This window comes from Myxococcus sp. MH1 (assembly GCF_059738865.1).
In genome coordinates this window covers 3,750,757-3,774,157 of record NZ_AP026947.1, presented here as the reverse complement: position 1 = coordinate 3,774,157, position 23,401 = coordinate 3,750,757, and the positions used below count along the sequence as shown (strand labels likewise).

Annotated in this window: 13 protein-coding genes; 6 read left to right on the top strand and 7 right to left on the bottom strand. The window is 71.1% G+C overall.

Annotated features, from left to right (window positions below):
- Positions 1-32: 32 nt before the first annotated feature.
- Positions 33-3,584 carry a tolB protein precursor protein gene (locus tag AC6JA9_RS15045; RefSeq protein ID WP_223746579.1) on the top strand — a complete coding sequence of 1,184 codons (3,552 nt, stop codon included), beginning with the start codon at positions 33-35 and terminating at the stop codon, positions 3,582-3,584.
- Between the two features lie 49 nt (positions 3,585-3,633).
- On the opposite strand, the gene AC6JA9_RS15040 is transcribed toward AC6JA9_RS15045, so the two are convergent.
- Entirely contained in the window at positions 3,634-4,101 is a 468-nt protein-coding gene (locus tag AC6JA9_RS15040) for a YgaP family membrane protein (protein ID WP_223746578.1), read from the bottom strand.
- Positions 4,102-4,441: 340 nt separating this feature from the next.
- On the opposite strand from AC6JA9_RS15040, the gene AC6JA9_RS15035 reads away from it, so the two are divergent.
- Positions 4,442-6,235: a CotH kinase family protein gene (locus AC6JA9_RS15035; RefSeq protein WP_497960000.1), complete on the top strand. Its 1,794-nt coding sequence runs from the start codon at positions 4,442-4,444 to the stop codon at positions 6,233-6,235.
- 24 nt (positions 6,236-6,259) lie between these two features.
- Here AC6JA9_RS15035 and pbpC read toward each other — a convergent pair whose 3' ends face one another.
- Both pbpC and AC6JA9_RS15025 read right to left on the bottom strand, forming a co-directional pair.
- Entirely contained in the window at positions 6,260-8,632 is a 2,373-nt protein-coding gene (gene pbpC / locus AC6JA9_RS15030; RefSeq protein WP_497959999.1) for a penicillin-binding protein 1C, read from the bottom strand.
- Between the two features lies 1 nt (position 8,633).
- Positions 8,634-14,387, bottom strand: a complete 5,754-nt coding sequence (locus tag AC6JA9_RS15025) for an alpha-2-macroglobulin family protein (protein WP_497959997.1) — start codon at positions 14,385-14,387, stop codon at positions 8,634-8,636.
- 251 nt (positions 14,388-14,638) lie between these two features.
- Between AC6JA9_RS15025 and AC6JA9_RS15020 the strand changes: the two genes are divergently transcribed.
- Complete coding sequence (locus AC6JA9_RS15020; RefSeq protein ID WP_223746574.1) at positions 14,639-15,352, top strand: RNA methyltransferase; 714 nt, start codon at positions 14,639-14,641, stop codon at positions 15,350-15,352.
- Here the strand turns inward: AC6JA9_RS15020 and AC6JA9_RS15015 are convergent.
- The 4 genes from AC6JA9_RS15015 to AC6JA9_RS15000 form a co-directional block, all read right to left on the bottom strand.
- Positions 15,349-15,591: a hypothetical protein gene (locus tag AC6JA9_RS15015; RefSeq protein WP_223746573.1), complete on the bottom strand. Its 243-nt coding sequence runs from the start codon at positions 15,589-15,591 to the stop codon at positions 15,349-15,351. The genes AC6JA9_RS15020 and AC6JA9_RS15015 overlap by 4 nt on opposite strands.
- 116 nt (positions 15,592-15,707) lie before the next feature.
- Positions 15,708-16,691: a DUF1028 domain-containing protein gene (locus AC6JA9_RS15010; protein ID WP_426732049.1), complete on the bottom strand. Its 984-nt coding sequence runs from the start codon at positions 16,689-16,691 to the stop codon at positions 15,708-15,710.
- A 374-nt stretch (positions 16,692-17,065) separates the two neighbouring features.
- Positions 17,066-17,395: a YnfA family protein gene (locus AC6JA9_RS15005; RefSeq protein ID WP_223746570.1), complete on the bottom strand. Its 330-nt coding sequence runs from the start codon at positions 17,393-17,395 to the stop codon at positions 17,066-17,068.
- Positions 17,396-17,717: 322 nt separating this feature from the next.
- On the bottom strand, positions 17,718-18,677 hold the full coding sequence (locus tag AC6JA9_RS15000) for an alpha/beta fold hydrolase (protein ID WP_497959995.1): 960 nt from the start codon (positions 18,675-18,677) through the stop codon (positions 17,718-17,720).
- 143 nt (positions 18,678-18,820) lie between these two features.
- Here AC6JA9_RS15000 and AC6JA9_RS14995 point away from each other — a divergent pair, with 143 nt between their 5' ends.
- The 3 genes from AC6JA9_RS14995 (at position 18,821) to AC6JA9_RS14985 (ending at position 23,376) form a co-directional block, all read left to right on the top strand.
- Positions 18,821-19,621 carry a pseudouridine synthase gene (locus tag AC6JA9_RS14995; RefSeq protein WP_223746568.1) on the top strand — a complete coding sequence of 267 codons (801 nt, stop codon included), beginning with the start codon at positions 18,821-18,823 and terminating at the stop codon, positions 19,619-19,621.
- A gap of 48 nt (positions 19,622-19,669) precedes the next feature.
- Positions 19,670-21,499 carry a right-handed parallel beta-helix repeat-containing protein gene (locus AC6JA9_RS14990; protein WP_497959994.1) on the top strand — a complete coding sequence of 610 codons (1,830 nt, stop codon included), beginning with the start codon at positions 19,670-19,672 and terminating at the stop codon, positions 21,497-21,499.
- Positions 21,500-21,579: 80 nt separating this feature from the next.
- Complete coding sequence (locus tag AC6JA9_RS14985) at positions 21,580-23,376, top strand: dienelactone hydrolase family protein (RefSeq protein WP_497959992.1); 1,797 nt, start codon at positions 21,580-21,582, stop codon at positions 23,374-23,376.
- Positions 23,377-23,401 lie beyond the last annotated feature (25 nt).

The following is a 23,401-nucleotide window of genomic DNA, read 5'->3' as shown; positions in this document are numbered from 1 at the left end:
TGTCTCGCCAGTACCCCACCCATGAGGTGTTCGTGAACCCCCGTCTCCTCGCTGCCGCCGCGCTGGCCCTGCTCCTGCCGGAGCTGGCGCTGGCCCAGGTCTTCGTCGTGCCTCGCCGCCCGGGCAAGACGCCGGTGAACAGCTACGAGTTCGAGTGGCGGCACGTCGACATCCTCGTCGGCCCCCAGGCCACGGGCGAAGAGGCCAGGCCTCCGGACAGGACGGCGCATGACCAGCCCCCCGGCGTCCAGGGTGGCGCCAACCCGGACGCCCCCACCGCCAACGCGGAGGCCGGAGACACGAAATCCCCGCCCTCCGGCGCGGCCGCGCCCACCGAGCCGTCCACCACGCTGTCGCCCAGCCCCGCACCCGAGCTCGTCCAGACCGAGGATGCCGGCCCCCCGCCCCCTCCGGGCTCCGTCGCCTCCAACGAGGACGGCGGCACGCCCCTGAGCACCGCCGCGCTCGGCGCCCCCGACGGAGGCATCGCGCTGGGCGACCCCGACGGAGGCACCGCGCTGGGCGCGCCCGCGTTGGGAGGCCCCGCGCTGGGCGGCTCACCGGATGGCGGCTTCAACTACACCTACGCCAGGTCGCTGGGGGCGAAGGCCGGCGGGGTGCGCTTCTACTTCTACGAGCGTGAGCGCATCGTCGCCGAGCGCGCCGCGCCGCTCATCGAGGAGGCCTACCGCTACCTGGTGGACACGTTCCAGTACGTCCCCACGGAGACCTTCCCGTACATCCTCTACAGCAGCTACCAGGAGTTCCTGCAGACCAACCTCTTCCCGCTGTCCGAGGGTACCCTGGGTGTCACCAGCACCGAGGGTGACCTGAAGCTCACCCTGCCGTACCTGGGTGACCACCGGCTCTTCGAGGAGGTCAGCACGCACGAGCTCGCGCACCAGTTCACCATCCAGAAGGTGCGCACCGTGACGGAGCAGGCGAAGGTGTTCGGCGAGCCGCTCCAGGCCATCCCCCTGTGGTTCATCGAAGGCCTCGCGGAGTTCTACGCCAAGCGGGGCATGGACCCCGAGGCGGAGATGCTGGTCCGGGACCTGCTCGTGAACCCGGACCTCTACAAGGGCTACGCGTTCCTCGACTTCTTCTCCCCCGGGCCCTACGGCTACCTGTGGATCTACAAGGTCGGCCAGGTGCGCGTGGCCTTCCTGGAGGAGGAGTACGGCAAGGGCTTCATCCAGCGCGTGCTGGAGGAGTCGCCCCGGCTGGTGGGCGGCGCCAAGGACACGCCGTCGCTGAAGTTCGAGGAGCTGCTGGAGCGGCTGACGGGCGATGACCCGAAGCGGCTGTCGGCGCGGTTCGAGAACTGGCTGAAGCGGCGCGCGTACAAGACGTACCTGGGCTCGGAGCAGTCCGCGCCCGCGTTGGACCTGCTCGACAAGGCGCCCGGCTACATCACCGCGTTCACCAGCTCCCCGGACGGCTCGGTGCTGGCCATGCGCACCATCGTCCCGGAGACGGGCGAGAGCCGGCTGTACATGATGGACCCGCGCGCGCCGGACAAGAACGTGCGGGTGGCCAGCGACGGCATGCCGGGCGTGGAGTCCCTGCACCCCATCTCAGGCCGCAACTTCGCGCTGTCGAAGGACAAGCTGGCGTTCGTCGCGGAGATCACCGGGCGCGACGTCATCTACGTGCAGGACTACAAGCACACCGTGGAGAAGCGCTCCCAGGACGTGCTGGTGCGCCGCAACCCCATCCGCACCGGCATCGACCGGGAGGTGGGCACGTCGGTGAACCTGGAGCTGGGGGACCGCAAGACGTACCGCATCGACAAGCACGGGCTGCTCGCCGCGTACTCGCCGGCCATCTCCCCGGACGGCCGCTGGGTGGCCTTCATCGGCATCCAGGACGAGGGCCTGCGCGACGTGTACGTCATCGACCTGAACGCCAGCCCCGACGCCAAGCCGCTGCGGCTCACCGACGACGTGTTCTCCGAGCGCCAGGTGACGTGGGGCCCCTCGGGCATCGTCTTCACGTCGGATGCGACGTCTCACCGCAAGTTCAACCTCTTCCGCGTGAAGGTGGACGCGCCCCGCCAGGTGGAGCGGCTGACGAGCGAGGACCGCGACCACGCGGACCCGGTGGCGCTGGCGGACGGGCGCGTGTTCTTCACCGCCTTCAACAACAGCAGCTCCGACCTGCACGAGCTGATGGCGGACGGCCGCATCGTGCGGCGCACGGACCTGACCACGGGCGTGTTCGAGCCAGGCCCCGGCCCCGAGGGCAGCCTGTGGATGCTCTTCCACGTCTCCGGTGAGCGCAAGCCCGCGGTGCTCCGGCCGCCGCGCATGCTCGCGCTCGACGTGCCGCCCGAGCCGCCGCCCGAGCCGCCCAACCCGCTCGCGGTGCGCCCGCTCACGGACGCCACGCCCTACCGGCCCTTCGCCCGACAGAACCTGGAGTTCGGCCCCATCTTCGGCTTCGCGGGCGCGGGCGGCGGCGGCTTCGTCGGTCAGCTCTTCGCCGCGGCGAGCGACCGCATGCGCGACCACCAGTTCATCCTGACGCTGGCGGTGTACGGCAGCTTCGACCTCACCGACGGCTACATGCTCTACATCAACGACGAGCGCCGCACGACGTGGGGCGGCGGCCTCTTCCAGTCGCTGCGCTTCCGCGTGGACCAGACGTTCGACGACCTGCCCGTCTTCTTCACGTCGGCGGAGCGCTACTTCGGCGCGCTCGGCAGCCTGCGCTACCCGCTGAGCACATTCCTGTTCATCCAGGGTGACCTGAGCGTGGGTGGCACCAAGTACTTCCTCGACGACGACACGGAGTTCCGCCTCTTCTTCCCGGACCGCAACGAGGCCAACCGGGAGCTCTTGTCGCTGTGGAACCAGAAGAACGGCTCCATCCGCTTCCAGACGGAGCTGAGCGGGCAGATCGGCTACGACAGCCTGAAGTACCACTACGCCACGGGCCCGCTGTCGGGCAGCTCCGCGCTGCTCGAGACGACGGTGGGTGTGCAGCCGTTCAACTCCGAGGCCTACGGCAACGTGCGCGTCGACGCCGAGCGCTACTTCCCCATCTACGGCCGCACGCACCTGTTCCTGCGCGGCGGCGCGGGCACCACGCTGGGCGGACGCTACGCGCGCTCCTACTTCCTGTCCTCGTTCGACACCCTGCGCGGCGTGAACTTCGGCGACGAGCGGTGGCTCTTGGGCCGCAACTTCGTCTACTCCACGCTGGAGCTGCAGCTGCCGCTCAACGACATCATCCGGGTGGCCTTCCTCAACGACCTGGAGGCGGTGGCTGGCGTCGACGTGGGCGGCGTGGGCAACAGCTCACGGGACCTGTGGGACCACCGCGTGCTGAACGCCGCCATCGGCTTCAACGTGTCGCTGGGGCCGCTGCTGATGCGCCTGCACTTCGCCCGGCCGCTCGACATCAACGCGGCCGCGGGCAAGCCGGACTCGGGCTGGGTGACGAACTTCTCGCTGGGCATCGCCGGCCTCAACGGCTTCTTCGACACGGCCGACACGGGCGCCAAGAACGGCGCGCCGCAGCCGTCCTCGCCCGCGCTGATGCCGGCGCTGGGTGGCGGCTACACCTCGCCCCGGCACTGAGAATCGTCCGGGCCCCCGCTCGCGCTGTCGTGAGCGGGGGCAGGACAGCTCAGGACTGCGCGGCCACCAGCGCCGCGTTGGCGCGGGCCATGGGGCCACCGTCATTGGGGATGCGCTCGAAGTCACCGCGCAGCGCCTTGATGGCGAACTTCTCCAGATCGATCTCCCGGCGCGTGCGGATACCCAGCGCGCGCAAGGGAGCGGACAGGGGGCCGAAGCCCAGGACGCCATGCTGGAGGAGCACGCCGGCGGCCACCGCGCTGAGCCACCGCCAGCCGCCGCCGTCCCGCCTGCCCAGCAGGAGGCCCAGCGCGCCGGCCACGGCGGTGCCCACCATGACGGCGCGGTTGAGGTCCCACTCGCGCTCCAGCGTCTGGAGGTAGCGGCTCATCTCCGGGCGGTCGGCGTGGGTCGCCATGTGCCGCACGCACGCCTCCACGTGCTCGTCGATACGACGGTTCACCATCAGCGGCGTGTGGCTGCGGGCGGAATCAGACGACTGGTTCCAGGTCTCCATCGCGTCTCCCTGTCGCGGCGATCCCCTCTTCTCGATGAAGCTAGGGGCGCAACGGCGCGTCGGGAACAGCGACGGGTGGGAAGAGAAGTGGCTTCCCTGACTGCCTGCCTGCCCCGCCAGAGGGCCCGCTTCCGGGGGGGCCGCTCCAGTTCCGACCCAGGAGGCGACGCGCGGCGCGACGGGTCCTCTGCCCTCCAGGGTGGGGCGATTGACCGGACCAGGATGGGAAATCCCTTTCATCGACTTCCCACCCCATGGCCCCAAGGCGCAGTGGATTCGTCCACTACCGGGCAGCGCACCTTGGCCTCCATGAGGCACGCGCCTTGCTCAACCCCGGTCGATGACTCGCTCACGACTCTTGCTCTGTCTTCCATTGATGTGGATGTGGGCTTGTGGTTCCGAGGCCCCGTCTCCGCCGACGCAGGCGCCACCCGTCATCGAGGACCCGACGCCGTCGAATCCGACGCCCGTGGACCCGACGCCGAATCCGACGCCCGAGGACCCGGGGCCGGTGGACCCGCCGCCGCCTCCTCCTCCACCACCACCGCCACCTCCGACGCCCGAGGCCCAGCGGCCCTACGTCATGCCGAAGCTGCAGACGAGCGTGCCCGAGTACGAGCTCATCATCCCTCCGGAGGCGATGAAGAAGTTCGCCGAGGACGTGTGGACGCCCGAGCAGGACGCCGTCTTCAAGGCCAAGGGGATGACGTACCCGGTGAAGGTGCGGCTGCGCGGCGCGTCCGCGCGGTTCTTCGACAAGAAGAGCTGGAACGTGAGCTTCGCGGACGGCACCCGCTTCGAGGGTCGCACGTCGCTCAACCTGGTGGCCGAGTTCGCCGACGCGTCCCTGCTGGCGGAGAAGATGGCCTTCGACCTGCTGGAGGCGATGCGCGTGCCCGCGTCCAAGGCGACGTACGTGCTCCTGACGGTCAACGGCAAGAACGAGGGCGTGTTCCTGGAAATCGAGCAGGTGAACAAGGCCTTCCTCAAGGCCCACGCCTTCGCGGATGACGACGCGACCATCTACCGATGCGGGTGGAAGGACTGCGAGATGAAGACGTGGAAGGTGCCCTACCAGGGCAACTGGACGAAGAAGACGAACGAGCGGCAGCCCGACGACGCGCTCGTCGCGATGATGGACGTCATCAACCACTCGCCGGAGCCCGAGTTCGCCGAGAGGCTGGGCAAGCATCTCCAGCTGGAGCACTACCTGCGCTCCATGGTGATGGACGCGCTGATGTCCAACAACTTCGTCGAGGACTCGGAGAGCTACTTCATCTACGACCGGGCCGTGGCGAAGTGGTCCTATGTGCCGTGGGACCTCAACAACGTGGACGCGCGCTGGTGGTACCTGAACCCGGTGCCCGACATGGCCACGAGCACCAACAGCATGCGCCACCCGCTGTTCAACTTCACGCTGTCCGACGCGTGGACGGAGAAGATGTACCTGCAGCGCAAGAATGAGTCGCAGTCCTACCCGGGCTACCTGCCCGTGTTCTCCAACCTGGCCACGCGCGTGCTGATGAACCCGGAGCTGCGCGGGCGGCTGGACGAGCGGCTGGAGAAGGCGCTGGACGAGCTGTTCAAGCCCGAGGTGCTCAACCCGTACATCGACGCGGTGCACGCGCTCATCGACTCGCACATGCGGACGGCCCCGTACATCGACTACGCGCGCTTCCACGCCAGCCGCGACTACATGAAGCGCTACGTCCGGGAGCGCCGGGCCTTCGTGGAGAAGGACTGGGCGCGGCTCAAGGCGCAGCGCTCGACGCTGGTGTTCGACGCGTTCGACCCGGTGGAGGGCTGGGTGGACGTGGCCAACCACGGCACCACGGCCGTGTCGCTCCAGGGCATGGTGCTGACCACCAACCTGCGGGTGAGCCTGGCGCAGAGCGACCATGCGCCCACGCAGGTGCGCGCGCCCATGGGCGCGGTGCTCCCGGCGCTCACCGTGGCCCCGGGCGCGAAGGTGCGGCTGAAGGCGTCCGAGCTGGGCATCCAGCTGCCCCCCAAGGGCGAGCTGGGCCTGTTCGACGGCAAGTCCGTGGTGGGCGTGAAGGACTTCCTCTTCTACGGCGCGCTGCCCTCGGGCCAGCAGTACCAGCGCGGCGAGGCGGGCTGGGAGGCCCGCTGAGAGCAGCGCCCTCGCGGCCGGGGCCTACCGCCGCTCGCGGACGACGAGCGTGCGGCGGGCGGTGAGGCCCCGGTCATCGGTGACGAGGATTTCGTGCGAGCCCACCGACGGCGTCCACCAGACCCGCTCGTCCGCGCGCGCCGAGCCGAGCAGCGCGCCGTCCACGAACCAGGTGAGCGCGCGCTCGTGCGAGGCCTCCGCCTCCAGCGGCACCTCCTGCTGGTTGGCGGGCACGCCCGGAATCAGCAGCGCGACGTGGCCGGGGGCCGGTGAGACGATGGAGGGCGCCGCCCGGGCGCCGCCGGGCTCACACCCCGGGGCGGGCGCGGGGGGCTCGGGCAGCCGGCGGTGCTGCTCCTCCAGCCAGCGGCGAATCGTCGCCGGCCACGTGACGAAGACACGCGACTCCGTCTTGCGCCCCGCGCTGCACGTGGGGCCCACGGACAGGCCCGTGGCCACGTCCACCTCCACGCGCTGGTGATACGGACACACCGCGGTGGGCACGGCCGAGCGGCGCGCGTGGACGTGCTTGCGCTGGGTGCACGCCTCCGTCGGCAGGTGCCCCGAGTACGCGCAGACCTCCACCCGCATCAGGTCCTCCGGCACCACCGTCTCGTCCTCGGGCAGCGAGCGGCCCCGGGGCCCCAAGCCCTCGAGGATGTCGAACAGCACCGGGCCCGCCGCGTCCGCGCCCACCAGGTGCACGCTCGGCGCGTGGTTGAAGTTGCCCAGCCACACGACGGCGGTGTGCCGGGGGCCGGAGCCCGCGGCCCAAGCGTCGCGGTGGCCGAAGCTCGTGCCCGTCTTCCAGTGCACCCGCGCGGGCAGGCCCGTCAGCCGGCGCCGCTCCGGGAAGTCCGGCCGGTCCCTGAGCGCCAGTGCCTTGCGCGTCAGCCACGCGGCGCCCGGGGACATGACCTCCACCGGAGCCTCCGGCGGCTGGCCCTCGTCGAGCAGACGCAGCGGACGGGCGCGGCCATCTCCCGCGATGGCCACGTAGAGCCCGGCGACCTCCAGGGGCGTCAGCTCGATGCCGCCCACGGCCGCGGACAGGCCATAGTGGCCCGGGTCCGGCACCAGGCTGGTGACACCCGAGGTCCTCAGCGCGGCCAGGAAGCGCTCCACGCCCACGCGCTCGAGCAGCCGCACGAAGGGCATGTTGAGGGACTGGGACAGCGCGTACTCCAGCCGCACGAGCCCCAGGAAGCGGCCGTCGAAGTTGCGCGGCGCATAGCCGCCGTACGTCGTCGGGATGTCCGCCACGAGCTGCTCGGGGCCGGTGAGGCCCTGGTCGATGCCCATGGCGTACAGCAGCGGCTTGAGCGCCGAGCCCGGCGAGCGCGGCGTGGCGAAGCCGACAATCTGCCCGCCGTGCTCCGCGTCGAAGAAGTCGAAGTTGCCCACCAGCGCGAGCACCGCGCCCTGCTCCCGCTCCACCACCACCGCCGTGCCGTTGTGGATGCCCTTGGCCTTCAGCTCCCGGGCCGCGTCGCGCATCACCCGCTCCACCAGGCGCTGCGTGCCCCCATCCAGCGTGGTGGACAGCCGCGTCTGGCCGGGGCGCTGGGCCCTGAGCCACACGGCCACGTGGGGTGCCTCGCGAGGGAAGGCCTTGAGCCCGCCCGGCACGTCCGAGGCGCGCACGTCGGCGAGCACCTGCTCGGCGGGCACCCTCGCCTCCTCCGGTCCACGCGGAAGGGCCTCCGCCTCCAGCAGCCTGCGGGCCACGTCGTCGCGCGCCGCGCGCAGCCGCTCGCGGTTCTCCGGCGTGGGGAAGCGGCGGTTGGGGTTCTGCGGCACCGCCAGCAGCGTGGCGATTTCGGCCGGGCTCAGGTGCGCCGCGGTGTGGCCGAAGTACGCCAGGGCCGCGGCCTCCACACCCTCCACGTTGCGCCCGTAGGGGACGAACTGGAGATAGGCCGCGAGCACCTCCTGCTTCGTCAGGCGCAGCTCCAGCTGCACCGCGCGCAGGGACTCCACGAGCTTCGAGGTGAAGGTGCGCGGCCGGGGCTCCAGCATGCGCACCAGCTGCATCGTCAGCGTGGAGGCTCCCGACACCCGGCGCCCCCGCGCCACGTTGAGCGCGGCGGCGCGCACCACGGCGAGCGGGTCCACGCCGGGGTGTGAGGAGAAGCGCTTGTCCTCCAGCGCGAACAACGCCCGGAGGTAGGCCGGGTCGATGCGCTCGACGGGCGCGGCGATGCGCCAGCGCTCGTCGGGCGCGAGGAAGACGTGGGCCGGGGTGCCGTCGCGGTACTCCATCACCACCGAGGGTGGTGCGGAGAGCCGCGACGGCAGCGGCACGGACCACGCCGCCGCCACTCCCACCGCCGCGAGGAGCAAGAGCCCCGCGGCGGTCCAGAGGAGCTTCTTCAGGAGTGGACGGACGCGGCGCATGTCAGAGGAGGTTGTCCTTCCACGGGCCGGACACCTGCACCGTGCCACCCGCCTCGCGGGCCCACAGGCGAGGGTCGTACATCGCCTCGGCCTCCGCCGTGGGCAGCGTGAAGGCCCCCGCCGTCACCGCGCGCACCGCGTAGACAATCTTCTTCGACTCGCGAGCCCCCAATGCGCCGAAGACCTCCATGCGGTCATCCCGGATGTTGACGTAGTCCGGGGTCCACAGCGCGTCCGCCTGCACCCAGTCCACCGAGCCGCCCCGGCCCAGCCGCGCGTTCTCGATCTCCCAGCCCGCGGGCAGCCGGTCGACCAGCGCGATGTTCTGCACCCGCTCGGCCGTGGTGTTGGTCAGCTCCAGCTCCACGTAGACCAACTGCGCGAGCGCCACCGGCGCGCTCTTCAGGTCCACCTCCGAGCCATCCTGGCCGCGGTACTTGCGGCTGAGCTTCAGCCCCTCGCCGCCCACGCGCGGCGGGCCCTCCGAGCGCACGCCCTCGCTGCTCAGCACGAGGAACAGCGTGCCCGCGGACTTCTCCTTCAGGTCGAGCTGGAGGCTCTTGCGCTCGCTCGCGCGGGCCAGCGCCCAGGTGCGGTCCGAGGCGCGCGCGTCCTTGGCCTGCTTCGCCGCCACCTCCTTGCCATCCACCGTCAGCGTCGGAGGGGTGAAGCTCGTGGCCGCGCCCTTGAGGCGCTTGCCCAGGCCGGTGATGCCCCAGACCAGCTCCTGCGTCGTGTACCAGGAGCTGGGGCTCGAGCTCAGCGCGCTGGCGACCATGGCGGCCAGGGGCTCACCCGCGGCGTCGGTGCCGAAGAGGTCCTGGTAGGTGCTCAGCATGAAGCCGCGCCGGCGTCGGTCCGAGTAGAAGGACCAGCTGTTGCTCCGCTCCTCGGTGACGGGCGACAGGTCCGGGCTGCGCAGCTCCTTCTCATAGCGGCGGTCTCCGGCGAGCCACAGCGCCGCCTTGAGCATGTAGTCCTCCTCCCGCTGTTCGCCCTTGAGCGGGGCCTTCTTCGCGCTCTCCGCGAGGGCGTCCACCAGCTTCTGCACACGCGCCTTGCGGCCCTTGCCGGACAGCGCCAGCACGTAGTGCATGTAGGCCTCCGAGCTGCCGTGGTAGTCCCGGACGTTCGCGTTGCCCTCCAGGGAGTTGAGCGTGTTGCCCATCCACAGGAGCGCGTCGTCCAGCCGGTCCTGCGGGACGGGGAACTTCTGCTTCTGCGCGTCCAGGAGCATGTGCGTCGCGTACGCGGTGCCCCACAGCTGCGGCTCCATCGCGCCCGGCCAGTAGCCGAAGCCTCCCGACGGCGTCTGCATGGACAGCACGCGGTTGATGCCCGCGAGCACCATGTCCCCCACGTCCCCGTGCTTCTTCAGCGTGGGGTCCACCTGGTCCACCAGCTCCGACACGAACAGCAGCGGCCGCGTGGAGGACGTCGTCTGCTCGATGCAGCCGTACGGGTACTGCACCAGGTACGACAGGTGCTGGAGCGACTGCGCATAGGGATTGGCCGTCACCCACAGCGTCGAGCGCTCCGTGGTGGGCACCCACCCCTGCAGGTGCTTGGAGACATCCGTCACGCCCTGCGCCAGCTCGATGCGCTGCACGCGGCGCTCGCGAGGACCGGACGGCGACAGCGGCACGTCGAGTGTCTCCTTCGACGTGTAGCCGCCGCCCTCCACCACCACGCTCAGCCGCGCGGCGCCCACCGACTGCACCGCGCGGGCCTGGAAGACGAACGTGGTGGACTTGCCGTCCGCCACGCGCGCGCGGCCCTCGCTCTTGCCAAGCAGTTGCAGCGGCGACGCCGTGTCCGCGGGCAGGGCGAGCCCGGGCACCGGCAGTGACTCCGCGGCCAGCGTCACCTTCACGTCCTGCGCCTTGCCGGACAGGTTGGTGACGAAGACGGGCACCTGGATTTCGTCGTTCTGCGTGAGGAAGCGCGGCAGCGTCGTCTGGAGCACCAGCGGGTCCCTGACCAGCACCTGCGCGCTGGCGCGGCCCATGCGCTTGGGCCCCGCCGTCACCGCCATCACCCGCACCGCGCCCCGGTACTGCGGGAGCTGGAACGGCAGGCGCAGCTTGCCGTTGGCCGGCACCGGCACCACGCCGCTCCACAGGGCCACGGGCTTGACGGGCTGCACGCGGCCCGCGGCGTCCCCTTCCGCGTCACCACCGGTGGAGCGCGAGCTGCCGCCCGGGGGCACCAGCAACGTCCAGCCGATGGTCTCGAAGGTGTCCACGCCCAGGGCGCGCTTGGTGAAGATGTCCTTGAGCGGGTCCGGGCTCTGGAAGCGCGTGAGGGAGAGGATGCCCTCGTCCACCACGGCCACGGTGGCGAAGGTGGCGCCCTCGAGCGCGCCCAGGTCCAGGTCCACGGTGAGCGTGTCGTTGGAGCGGACCTCCTTGGGCACGTTCAGCGCGACTTGCTGCGTGTAGTCCACCGGCTCCAGCACGACGCTGGCCACGCCGAAGGCGCGGTCGGGCATGAAGGCCTCGGCGGACTCGAGGTGCGGGTCCTTCACCAGGAAGGTGCTCACGTAGACGTTGGGCGCGAACTGCTTGGGCGTGAAGCTCCACGTCACCTCGCCCGGCTCCACGGCCTTCCACTCGGTGGCGAGGACGCGGTCGGTCTCCGCGGTGAAGAGGATGCGGCCCTTGTACGGCGCCTTGAGCTTCACGTTGATGGGCTTGCCGACGACGGCCTTCGCGGGCACGGCCACGTCCAGCGACGTGGGCTTGAGCGGACGCGGCGTCTGGTCGACGCGCGAGCCCTCGCCCCACCAGTAGTAGCGGCCCTCTCCCTCCAGCTCCAGGTCCGTCTGCGCGTTGCCGGAGCGCACGCGCACCAGGTAGCCCGCGGCGTCCGCGCCCGGCGTGACGGTGAGGTTGAAGCGGCCGTCCACCACCTTCACCGTGGCGCTGCCCTCGCGCAGCGGCCTCAGGTAGCGCTGGTAGCGGTCATAGCCCTCGCCCTCGTCGTAGTAGTAGCCGTACTCCTCCTCCAGCCGCACGTACTCCACCTGCACGGTGGCCGGCGCCAGCGACGAGGACGCGACGAGCTTCCCGTCCCAGTCCACCACCACGCCGTTCACCGTGAAGGGCTTGCCCGCCTTCACCTTGCCCACGCTGGCCTGCAGACCCACGTAGTAGCGCTCCGGGTGCACGGGCACGCTGGCCTCGTTCACCGTGGAGCGGCCGCTGCCGGACTCGAACACGCTCGCGAGCGCGCTCAGTCGCGCGGCCCCGCGCAGCCCGCCCATGGCCGCCAGCGCCGGGCAGTGGATGAGCGCCTGGCCCTTCGCGTCCAGCGCGCCCTTCGCCTGGCCCAGCGTCACGGGGCGCGGCTCCTTGCCGTCCTGGCGCCACAGGCCGTAGGTGAACTGCGCGTTCTGCTTCGGCTTGAAGTCGGACGGCACCAGCCGGCAGTTGAGCTCCACGGGGCTGCCCTCGGCCGAGCCGCCGAACAGGTACGCGGCCTCCACGGCGACGGGAATCTCCACGCCCTGCACGTAGCCGGGGGCCTCCGCGGTGGCCGTCACCTTCATGCGCTCGGGGACGAACTCCTCCACGTTGAGGCCGTAGGAGGCCACCTCGCGGTCGGCGACCTTCAGCGTGACGCGGTAGTGGCCCGTGTCCTGGAACGCCTCGAAGGGCACGTCGAGCGAGACCAGGCCCGCGTCGTTCGTCTTGAGCGGCACCTTCTTGAGCTCACGCTCGCGCGGGTCCACCACCACCAGCTCCACCGGCATGCCCGTGGGCGGCGCCAGGTCATCCTGGCCGCGCAGCACGCCCGCGATGTGCGCGGTGTCGCCGGGGCGGTACACGCCGCGGTCGGACCAGAGCGAGGCGCGGTAGGCCTTCTCGGAGCGGTACGGCTCGCCCTGCACGTCGGAGTTGGCGATCTCCGTCTTGAGCTCGTTGTACTTGAGGTACGTCATCTCGTCGCCCTGGCGCGCGATGAGCGCGAAGGGCTGGCTGTCATCCACGCCGCCCGGGGGCACGTTGAGCACGCACCCGTCCGCGCCCTTGGTGACGCAGCGGCTGACGGCCTGGCCGCTCTTCTTCACCAGCGACACCTCCACGCCGGACACCGGGTCCGTGCTCTCGATGCCGAGCGCCCAGACCCACACCTCCCCCGCGTCCTTCGAGCCCGGCGCCGGTCCGCCCCGCTTGGCCACGAGGCTCAGGTCGGTGAGCAGCACGCGCGTGGCGGCCGACAAGTCGTTGCGACGGACGGAGACCTCCACCAGGCCCCGCGTCGACGCGGGCACCAGGCTCGCGACGTCCAGGTACGTGGTGGTGAGCGTGTCCGAGGCCGACTGGAGCGGCAGCGTCTTCTTCACCACGAGGTTGGACGTGCGCTCGTCCGCCGTCTCGCGCTGGTCATCGCTCATCCAGAAGATGAGGTTCTCCGGCGGGACGTTGCGGATGGTGAGCTCCACGGCGTCCAGGTTGAGGTGCTGCAGGGGCAGGTTGCGCCACGCGCCGCGCGGCAGGTAGCGCCCCGCGGAGGTGAAGGAGAGCTGCGACTGGCGCGCGGGGATGGACAGCTCCTGCTCGAAGTCCGCCAGCAGCGTGCCGCCGCCCACGGACGTGGTGCCCGCGTCGATGCGCAGCGTGTACGTGCCGCGCTTGAAGTCGCCGAAGATGCGGAAGCCCTGCCGCGTGGGCGCAACGGAGACCTTCACCGGGGGCGTCACGTGGATGGAGGCCTCCGCCGTGGCGTCGTCCAGCACGCAGCCCTTGTTGCCCGACTCCCAGTAGTACGAGTCGTACTCCTGGTAGTAGCGGGGGCTGGCCGGCGCCTCCGCGGCCACGTCACGGCAGGCCACCTCGAGGTAGTGCCCGCTGCTGCCCTCCTTCCGGTTGACGCCGGTGATGTCCATGCGCTGGCCGCCGTGCAGGACGAAGGTGGCCTCGGCCGCGGGGGCGAGCGCCTTCGCGTCGGACGCGGCGGCGAGGCCCTGCTTGAGGGTGAAGCGCAGCGCGGCGGAGGGCTTGAGGCCGGGGCTCGCGAGCTCCGCGGTGACGGCGTTCGACATGCCGGCGACCGAGCGCCACTTCACGTCGGAGATGGGCTGGGTGCCCACCAGGAACGTGCCCTTGCCGCGCATGGCGCTGGGGGACACCGGACCGGAGAAGACGACGTCCACCTCGATGCGGCTCTTGGCCAGGTCCAGCTGCTTGGGCTGGATGCGGAGGAACTGGAAGGTGGGCGTCTTGAAGACGTGCTTCCAGGCGTCGTCGGAGGGCGCCTTCACCACGCCCGCGTCGGTCTCCAGCGAGACGACCTTGACGGTGTACTCGGTGCCGAAGGCGAAGGCCTGACCGGACGAGGTGTTGAACGTCAGCGTGGAGGGCCCGCTCCAGGTCAGGTTCCCGGCCACCTGCGGCGAGATGGAGACGACGGTGCCCGGCTTCACCTCGTGGTCATCGGGGCGCAGCGGCCGCGCCAGTTCGATGACGATGGACTGGGGCAGCACGCCCACCGCGCCCTGGGGGCGGATGATGGGGGTGACGGCCTCCGGCTTGGGCGGCACCTTCACGGCGGCGGCGGTCGTCCCCGCGTCACCGCCGGAGACCGCGGGTGGCGCCGTGGTGGTGTCCGGGGTGCTCGGCGAGGAGGTGGCGGGCTGCTGCTCGTCCTTCTTGCAGCCGGAGATGGAGATGCCCAGGAGCAGCGCGGCGACGAGCCAGCTGGCGCGTCTGGCGCGCGGTGGCGGATTGGAGACGACGGACTGCGGACCCATGTTTCCTCCGGAAGGTGCCTGCTGTTCTTCATGCGACGTGCCGACGGCGCACACGCCAGGAAGCTTGGGGAGTGCGGTCGAACGCCCACGGCCCGCACGCGTCCCCCACGCGTCCTCGGGCCCACAGGGTGTACGCGGAGCCACACTCCCGGTGGCCTCCGAGCACGCACCCAGCGGTCGATGGCGCCACGCTATAGGAGGGCCACGCATCGGGGTCAACGCCCCCAGGGAAGCGGGTATGGTGGTCCGGCATGGTGCTGCCCGTCCGTTTCGTCCTGATGCGTCCGCGCAACGCGGAGAACCTGGGTGCCGCTGCTCGGGCGCTGAAGAACTGCGGCCTGTCGGATTGGGTCTGGGTGACGCCCGAGGTGGAGGATTTGACGCCCGCGCGCCGGCTGGCGGTCCATGCCGAGGACGTTCTCGACGGCGCGCGTCGCGCGGACACGCTGGAGGAGGCCATCTCCGACTGCGTGTGGGTGGTGGGGACCAGCTCGCGCAAGGTGGAGGGCAAGCGGCGCCTGGCCCCGCGAGCGGTGGCGGAGGAGTGGGTGTCGCGCTCGACGCAGGGCACGGTGGCCGTGGTCTTCGGGGATGAGCGCAGCGGGCTCACCAACGCGGAGGTGGAGCGGTGCCATGACCTGTCCGCGGTGCCCACCGCGCCGGAGCAGCCCTCCATCAACCTGGCGCAGGCGGTGCTGCTGTATGCCTACGAGGTCCGCGTGGCCACGCTGGAGGCGCACGCCCCGCCGCCCGGCCCCCTGCCGGTGGCGGCGACGGACACGGAGCTGGCGCAGGTGGAGTCGACGCTGGAGGGCGTGCTGACGGCGGGAGGGTTCCTCATCGACGAGCAGCCGGGGCGTACGGGCTTGCGGGACTTGTTCGCGCCGCTGCGGCGCTCACGGCTGACGCGCAAGGAGGCGCGGCTGTGGCTGGCCGCGCTGCACACGCTGCGCAAGCGAGGTTAGACGGGGCGTCGATAGCGGGGGGTGGCGCGCGTGGACCTGGGAGGCGGGGCCTTGCGCTTGCGGGCCAGCGCCACGGCGACCCACGCGAAGACGGCCGCGGCCAGCACGAGCAGCGCCACCCAGTACCAGTAGCTGTGTCCCGTGGCGCCCTCGGGAGAGACGGACACCTCCTGGGGCACCTGCGCCAGCGCGAAGAGCGGGACGGTCAATGCGGCAAGTGGAGCCTGGGCGTCACTCATGGGCATCCTCGTCCAGGTAACCTCTCCATCCTCGCGGGCCACTACAAGCCATGGGGCTCGCCGGGTCCGCGAGGTGGCGTGCCCAGCGCTCGGGTCCCTGCTCGGTGGGCGCGGGGCTACTTCGCGTTCTTCAAGCGCGCGAGGAGCTTGGGGTCATCGGGGAGCAGGCCGGCGGCGGGCAGGCGGGTGAGGAGTTCGCGCCAGCGCGGGTCGGCGGCGTAGGCGCGCTGGAGCAGCGGCAGGGCCTGCTCCACGCGGCCCACGCCCACGAGGGAGATGGCGTGCCAGAAGGTCATCTCCGCGTTGCCCGGCGCGAGCTTCTCCGCGGAGGCGTAGGCGGCGAGGGCCGCGTCGATGTCCTTGTGCTCCAGGGCGAGGTCACCTTCGTTCATGAAGTTGTAGGCGCGCTGGAGGGTGACGAGGCGGCGGAGCTCCTTGAGGGGCTCGGGGTGGTCGTCGACGCGCAGGTCGAAGCGGCGGTCCGCCCAGGGGCGACCCGAGGGCTTCGCGGAGACGATGATGAGGGCGGCGGACTGCTTGCCGCGGAGGTCTCCGCCCTGGGTTTCGGCGGCCTCGAGCGCGGCGAGCATGCGCTCGGCGAGGTCGCCCTTGGAGGCGCGATAGGCCTTGGCCATGGCGGGCCAGACGGTGTCCTTCTGCATCATGTTGGCCTGGACGGAGAAGCCCTCGCCCACGAGGTGTCCGGCGGCGGCGATGCAGTTCGAGCCCGTGTGCGCGGAGACGCGGCCCTGGGCATCCACCATGGCGACCTGGCGCACCTGGCTGGCGGAGTCGGCGGCGAGCAGCCCCTTGAGCGCATCGGGGGCGGAGCGGCCCGCGCGCATGAGGTCCAGACCGAGACGGCCGTAGGACGGGTCGACGAAGGACTGGGTGGCGACGGCGCCCACGCCGGCCTCGGCCCAGGGCACGGTGGCGCCCACGGAGAACCAGTGGGATTGCACGGCGACACCCAGGTCTCCTGTCGCCGGGTCCCGGGCGACGATGGAGTAGGTGTTCACGGGGCGGCGCGGCACGGTGGAGGGCTCGGCGGCCACGGCGTGGAGGGACAGGAGCACGAGGCAGAGGGCGAGTCGGGACATGCGGGGACTCCCACGGAGGAGGGGCGCAGGCTGAGCGAGGGGGCGTGCGACCGCAAGGCCCGACGCGGCATGGGGCGCGACGGCGGCCTTACCTTCGAGGAAGTCCTGAACCCACGTGAGGAGGACGCAGCATGGACCACATGCCCTATGAGTCGATGGAGGTCGGTGACGAGGAGCCGGGACAGAACGGCCGGCGGCGGAGTTCTCCCGAGGAGGAGGCCCCGGGGCGTACGCCCAAGTCGGCGGAGGCAGGTGGGCTCGAGGAGGAGCGCCGGATGCCTCAGGAGGAGCCCGGGAAGACACCTGGGAGCGCCGAGGGCGAGGATCCAGCTCCGCGGAGGTCGTGAGACTCCACGTTCACGTGGACATGGCCGCTAACGTCGGGGGGCCAGGATGATGATGGCCATGCCAGCAATGGCGACGAGCGCGCCCACCACATCCCATGGGGTGGGCCGCTCTCCCTCGACGAGCCAGAGCCACGCGAGCGCCACGGCGATGTAGACGCCTCCGTAGGCGGCGTAGGTCCGCGCGGCGCCTGTCGGATGCAGCGTCAGCAGCCACGCGAAGAGCGCGAGGCTCGCGGCCGCGGGGACCAGCCACCACACCGAGCGCCCCTGTCGCAGCCAGAGATACGGCAGATAGCAGCCGATGATCTCAGCCAGGGCCGTGAGGATGAAGAGTCCGAGAGCGCGCGCAAACGACATGAGGAGGGGTCCCGACGGAGTTCGATTGCGCGAGGACTCGTACCACGGCCCCGAACCGCTTGCGCCCGGACTGCCTCGACACTCATTGCAGTGCCGGAGCTTCGCGCCGAGCCCCGTCGAAGCCTCGCGACTCGACCCATGCGTGAGGCGATTGCGCTCCTCGCCCGGGCACTGATTGCTTCCGGGCGGCCCGGGCTGTCTCCTCGCGGTGCCGAGCCTCGCATCGCGTCGTCCTCGAGGTTCCGCGAATCGCCGCACGAGCGAGGTGCGGGACAGCCTGGCCCTCGGCTGTTCGAGGCCTCCCGTGACGCTCCTGCCTCGTTCACGTCCCCGAGCGATGCACCGCGTCCCGGATGGCGCCCCGGAGCGCGGCACCCGACGTAATCACCGCGGAGATGTGTCCCGCGTCCACGATGCGCAGCTCGCTTCCAGGCCAGTGCGCATGGAGCGCGCGTGCTTCCGCCAAGGGAACGAAGGCATCCCTCGCGCAAGCCAGGATGACGGCGGCGCTCGGCTTCACGGGCGGCGGCAACAGGCGCGCGCTCGCCGCATCCAGGATGGTCGCGAGCCGCGCCCTCGCCTCCGTGTCGTCCGGTGAACCCGCCAGCCTCCTGAAGTCGATGGAGCGCGAGTGCACGCCCTTCGTGAACACCGGCGCCGGCGAGGCCCCCGCCGCGAGCGCCGCGACGCCCACCGGCTCCGGAATCGTCGCCGCCGTCAACGCCGCCATGTACCCACCCATGCTGTAGCCCGCGACCGCGACGCGCTCGTAGCCCTCGCGCCGCGCATGAGCCACCAGCGCCCTCGCCTCCTCGATGGACGCGATGTTCATCTGGAGCTGCTCGCTCACCGTGCGGATGTGCGGCCCCTTCTGCCCCAGCGCCCGCCGCGTCCCGTAATAGGGGTTCTCCAGCAGGAACAAATCCACCCCCTCCTCCACCAACGGCGCGAACAACCAGCTCCGCAGCCGGAACCCCTCGTCCCGCGACGCCGCGAGCACCACACACGCGTCGCGCCCCCGCCCTCGCTCGGACGTCATCCATCGCACCGAGCCCAACCGCACCTCCGACGGCAACGCCACCCACGGCGAATCGAACGCCCCATCCCAGAACCTTCGACGCCCCGCCGCCTGCTCCGCGCCCCAGCGGACCTCCAGCGGCGACACCGTCGCCGCGAGCCGCCCCGACAACGGAGCCCCCGCGAAGGTCTCCTCATCCCCCCAGCCATCACAGAACAGCCGACGACTGGCCAGGGCGGCCATGAACGCATCCAACGGATGCATCCGTGATTCATCCCCGACAGACGGATTCCCGGCACGAGCGGTCATGTCCCCGACTCTACGCGGGCCAACGGCGTCACGGAGGCGCCACGCGCTCCAGGTGACGATGATATGACGCCCGACTCCATCGTCCCCTCTGGAAGCCCATGCCGCGCAAGCCCGACAAGACCAAGCCCCCGCAGCACCAACGATGGGAGGGCAAGGAGAAGCCGGACTGGCTGTCTCGCGCCCTCGCACGCGCGGGCGTGTTCCCCCAGAAGGAGGCCGAGGACGCCATCACCGCCGGACGCGTCACCATCAACGGCCGCGTCGCCAAGATGGCCCTCACCCCCGTCCCCCCCGGCGCCACCGTGCGCGTCGACGGAAGAGTCGTCCCGCTGTCCGCCCCCGCCACCCGGGTGCTCGCGTTCCACAAGCCCGCGGGCGTGCTGTCCTCCACCGTGTCGCAGCACCGCACCGGCACCGTGTTCGAAATCCTCCTCCGACAGCTCCCTCCCGAGCTCGCCGGCTACACGTGGCACGCGGTGGGCCGGCTCGACGTGGACTCCACGGGCCTGCTGCTCTTCACCAATGACGACAAGCTCGTCGCCCACGCCACGTCACCGGACACGCACCTGCCCAAGCGCTACGTGGCCACCGTCTTCAGCACCGCGGATGACGAGCGCGTGGAGCCGCTGCGCAAGGGCATGGTCCTCGACGACGGCCCCGCCCGCCCCGCCACCGTCCGCGTGCGCGACGAGAAGACCGTGGAGGTCACCCTCACCGAGGGCCGTCACCACCAGGTGAAGCGGATGCTCGGCGTCGTCGGCCTCCCCGTGCGCGCCCTCCACCGGGAAGCCGTGGGCGGCATCGAGCTCGACATCCCCGAGGGCACCTTCCGGCTCCTCACCGATGACGAGGTCCGCGAGGGCCTGCGCTACACGGGACGTACCGAGTCACCAGAATAGACACGCCCGAGCTCGCGGGATGTCTGCCCCTCGGCGCACAATCCGCGCATGAGCCCTCGCATCCTCCGGACGTGGTGTGGTGCCGCCGCGCTGCTTCTCAGCGTGGCCTGCGGTGACAGCGGTCAAGACGACACCCGAGACGACGCGGGGACGCACACCCCCGACGGCTCCGTGCCCACCCCGGACGCTGGCGCACCCGACAGCGGCACACCCGAAGAGGACGGCGGCACGAATACCTCCCCGGATGGAGGCCCGAGCGGTGGCCCCGACGCCACCGTCCCCGGCGCCGTCACCCTCCCCTTCCCGACGCTGCAACACCTGACGGTGGAGTGGGCATTCACCGGCGACGCCAACGCCAACGGCACCGTCGCCGTGCGCTTCCGCCCCGCGGGCTCCAGCACCTGGCGCAAGGCCCTGCCCCTGCGCCGAATCCCCGCCGGGAGCAACGAGGGCTTCTCCTGGGCCCAGCGACACTCCGGCAGCATCTTCGGGCTCCAGCCCGCGACGCAGTACGAGTTGGAGCTCACACTCGCCGACCCGGACGGCGGCGGCGCCGTGCGCACCGCGACAGCCACCACGCGCGCGGTCCCGGCGCCCATGGCGAACGCTCCCGTCAAGGCCGTGACGCCCGCCACCTTCGCCAGCGTCGCCGCGAGCGCCCAGCCCGGAGACCTGCTCGAGCTCGGCAGCGGGACGTACAGCGGCTTCGACTGGTCGCGCAGCGGCACGGAGGGCAAGCCCATCGTCCTGCGAGGCACGTCGGGCACCGTCATCAACGGCCCCGTCAACCTGTTCAACCAGAACCACGTGCACTTCGACCGGCTCACCATCAACGGCCGCCTGCGCTTCAACGGGACGAAGAACTTCGCCCTCACCCGCTCCACCATCAACGCCACCTCCGCGAACGGCGGCGATGCGGTCGTCACCTTCCTGCGCGCGGAGAACGCGTACATCGCCGACAACGTCGTGACGGGCATCACCCCGTGGGCGGAGTCCTCGCTCGGCGTCAATGGCAACAACCAGGGCGAGGGCATCTGCATCACGGGGCCTGGACACGTCATCCAGAACAACCGCGTCACCGGCTTCCGCGACGGCATCTCCTTCATGGAGGACGACGCCGCGGTGGACCAGTACAGCATCGACGTGCTCGACAACGACCTCATCGGCAACGCGGACGACGGCGTCGAGGCGGACTTCTGCGCCCACAACTGCCGCATCGTCGGCAACCGCCTCACCAACAACTTCATCGCGCTGTCGTCCCAGCCGAGCCTGGGCGGGCCGACGTACTTCGTCCGCAACGCCGTCTACAACGCGGTGCACATCGCCTTCAAACTCTACCGGGGCAGCTCGGGCGACGTGCTCCTGCACAACACCGTGGTGAAGCACGGTGACGGCTTCGGCATCACCGCGACCACACCCGTGGCCCGGCTCCACGCTCGCAACAACCTGTTCATCGGCGGGCCCGGAGGAACTTTCAACGGCTACAGCAGCGGCAGCGCCCAGGGCAGCGTCCTCCACCTCCCCTCGCTCACCACGGCGAACGCCGACCTGGACCACGATGGCTATGGCTCCACCTCCGGCACCTTCAACGCCAACTGGGGCGGCACGCGCATCACCTCCCTGAACGACCTGCGCGCAAAAACCACCGAGAAGCACGCCGTCCAGGTGGACCTCGGGGTCTTCGCGGCGACGGTCGCCTACCCCGCGTCCCCCATGACGCTTTATGCCGCGCCCGACCTGCGTCCTCGCGCGGGCTCCACCGTGGAGAACGCCGGCACGCCGCTCGAGAACATCACGGACGGCTACTCCGGCTCGGCCCCGGACCTCGGCGCCCTCGAGGTCGGCGCCCCCATCCCCACCTACGGCCCACGCCCCTGAGGACTTGCGCTCGCGCCAGGAGCGCTCAGACTCGCGAGGGCCCCACCCTTCACGGGGCCCTCTCACAGTCGAGGCGTTCCATGTCCGGGTCTCGCCCCTCGTCGTGGTGTCAGCGCGTCCTCCTGCTGGCCCTCTTCATCACGCTCCCCGTCGCGGCCGCGCCCGCGCCGGAGCCGGCCACGCTGCTCGCCGAGCTGCGCGAGGTGACGAAGCATGACGCCACCGCGCCGCTCGACGTGAAGAAGGTCCGCGAGCAGAAGCGCGGAGACGTCACGGTGACGGAGCTGACCTATGCCAGCCCCAAGGGCGGACGCGTCCCCGCCTTCCTCGTCACCCCACCGGGCCCAGGTCCCTTCGCGGGGCTCGTGTTCCTGCACTGGGGTCAGGGCTCGAAGAACGAGTTCCTCGACGAGGCGCTCTCCCTCGCGCGCTCCGGCGTGGTGTCGCTGCTCGTCGATGCGCCGCACGTGCGGCCCGAGCCCTGGCGCGGCTCGCTCCGGGGCGCGGCGCTGTACCCCACGCACCTCCAGACGCTGCTCGACATGCGGCGCGGCGTGGACCTGCTCGTCAGCCGTCCCGAGGTCGACGCGAACCGGCTCGGCTTCGTGGGCCACAGCATGGGCGCCATGGTGGGTGGAGCGCTGGCCGGCGTCGAAACTCGCGTGCGCGCCTTCGTGCTGATGAACGGCGTGGGCGACTACTCCAAGAGCATCCTCACGCTGGAGCGCGAGAACGAGAAGAAGCTCGCCGACGCGATGTCCGAGCCGGACTTCGCCGTGTTCGCCCGGAAGATGGCGGCCCTCGACGGCGTGGTCGGTGTCGGCGCCGCGAGTCCCCGCGCCCTGCTCTTCCAGTACGGCCGCTCGGACCCGTGGGTCACGCCCGAGCAGGTCCGCGCCTTCATCGACGCGGGCACCGAGCCCAAGCTCGCCCGGTTCTACGAAGGCGCGCATGAGCTGGGTGACGCCGCGCGAAGGGACCGCGCCCAGTGGCTGCGCATGCACCTGGGCTTCGGCGAGGTGCCCTCCTACGGCCCGCCCATGTTCTTTGCGCCCGCGCTGCCCGCGTCCCTGGACACGCCGGTGCCCGAGTGGGCCAAGGCCCGCCCCGTCCTGACCATCCCCGGCATGGAGGAGGTCCAGGTGCGCCGGGGACTGACGTACACGCGCATGGGCAACCGCGACTACAAGCTGGACCTCTACATCCCGGATGCCATCTCCCAGGGCCCCGTCCCCGTGGTCGTGCTGGCCCACGGCATGCTGCACCCGGGCCTCACGCCCTTCGTGAGGGACCTGCCCGCCTTCGCCGGACAGGCGCGCTGGGTGGCCGCACACGGCTACGCGGTGGCGCTGGTGGAGCTCGGCTCACCGGCCACCGGCGCGGAGCCCGCCCAGTGGTACACGCGCGTCGCGGACCTCCAGAAGCGCCTCGACTCGGCGCTGGCCTTCGTGCGCAAGCAGGCCGCCACCGAGAAGCTCGACGCGAGCCGCGTCTGCCTGATGACAATGTCCGCGGGCGGGCTCTGGGGCCTGTCGCCCGCGCTGCGCAAGGAGCCTCCCGCCTGGCTGCGCTGCGCGGTGGCGTGGTACCCCTTGCTCGACGCTCCGGGCGTGAGCCCCTCGCCGCTCTCTGCCCTGAAGGCCACCAACGCGAAGAAGGTGCCGCCCCTGCTCGTGCTGCGCGCGGGCCAGGATGCGCCGGCGCTCAACGCCGCGCTCGATGACTTCGTGAAGGAGGCCCGGACGCGAGGTGCGCCCCTCACACTGCTGGAGCTGCCCGAGGGCCACCACGGCTTCGAGCTCACGGACGACGTCGAGAGCGCTCGGGAGCTGATGCGGCAGACCGCTCTCTTCCTCGAGGAGCACCTGACACGGTGAGTTCGCTTCAAAGGGTGCGTGGGGT